The sequence below is a fragment of the Tessaracoccus caeni genome (genome assembly GCF_029211185.1).
GTDB classification, from domain to species: Bacteria; Actinomycetota; Actinomycetes; order Propionibacteriales; family Propionibacteriaceae; genus Arachnia; species Arachnia caeni.
On sequence record NZ_JARGDO010000058.1, the window covers coordinates 1 to 922 of the forward strand.

Sequence of the window (922 nt, forward strand, 5' to 3'; positions counted from 1 at the left end):
AGGCACGAGTCTCGGTAGGAGAGGTGGTATCTGACGCCGCTTCTTCCCCGAGGTACTCGTGCCTGCACTGCCATCTTTCATCATGAACCCGCTATGGGACCAGTTCGCCGCGCTGATCCCCGAACACATCGACACCCACCCGCTGGGCTGTCACAACCCACGCATCCCAGACCGGGTCGTGTTCGACAAACTGGTCCAGATCCTCGTGCTGGGCGTGGCCTACGACAAAATCAGCGACAGCACCTGTTCAGCCACCACGATCCGTAACCGGCGCGATGAATGGATCAACGACGGACTCTTCACACAGCTGGAGCAGATCTGCCTGGAAGCCCACGACCAGATCGTCGGGCTGGACCTGCACAACATCACGGTCGACGGGTGCATCGTCAAAGCCCCTTGCGGCGGCGAAGCAGCGGGGAAGTCCCCCGTAGATCGCGGGAAACAGGGCACCAAACGCTCGCTACTGACCGATGGCACCGGGATCCCGCTGGGCTGCGTAGTCGCGCCCGCGAACGCTCACGACTCTCCCCTGCTGCGCCCTACCCTGGAACAACTCGGCCGCTTCGACCTCGGCCTGGGGGTGGGGCTACCCGAGCACATCACCGTGCATCTGGACGCCGGCTACGACTCGGGCAAGACCCGCGACCTGCTCGACGAGCTGGGCTGCACCGGCGTGATCAGCAAGAAGGGATTCCGGCTCCAGGCCGGCAGACGGTGGGTCATCGAACGAACCAACTCCTGGCACAACCGAGGCTTCAAGAAGCTCTCCAACTGCACCGAACGCCGCGCCCGCGTGATCGAGGCATTCATCGCTTTGGCCAACGCGGTCATCGTGATCCGACGCCTCGTCCGCACCGCTTGGACAACCCACCGCTGGGACACCCGACCAACCCGACGACCATGACCTACCTGCGGAATCTCT

1 protein-coding gene is annotated in these 922 nt (G+C 63.6%); it reads left to right on the forward strand.

Features of this window, described 5'->3' with window-relative positions; translation table 11 throughout:
* Window positions 1-58: 58 nt before the first annotated feature.
* Entirely contained in the window at window positions 59-904 is an 846-nt protein-coding gene (locus P0D62_RS18970; RefSeq protein ID WP_275704087.1) for an IS5 family transposase, read from the forward strand.
* The last annotated feature ends 18 nt before the right edge of the window (window positions 905-922 follow it).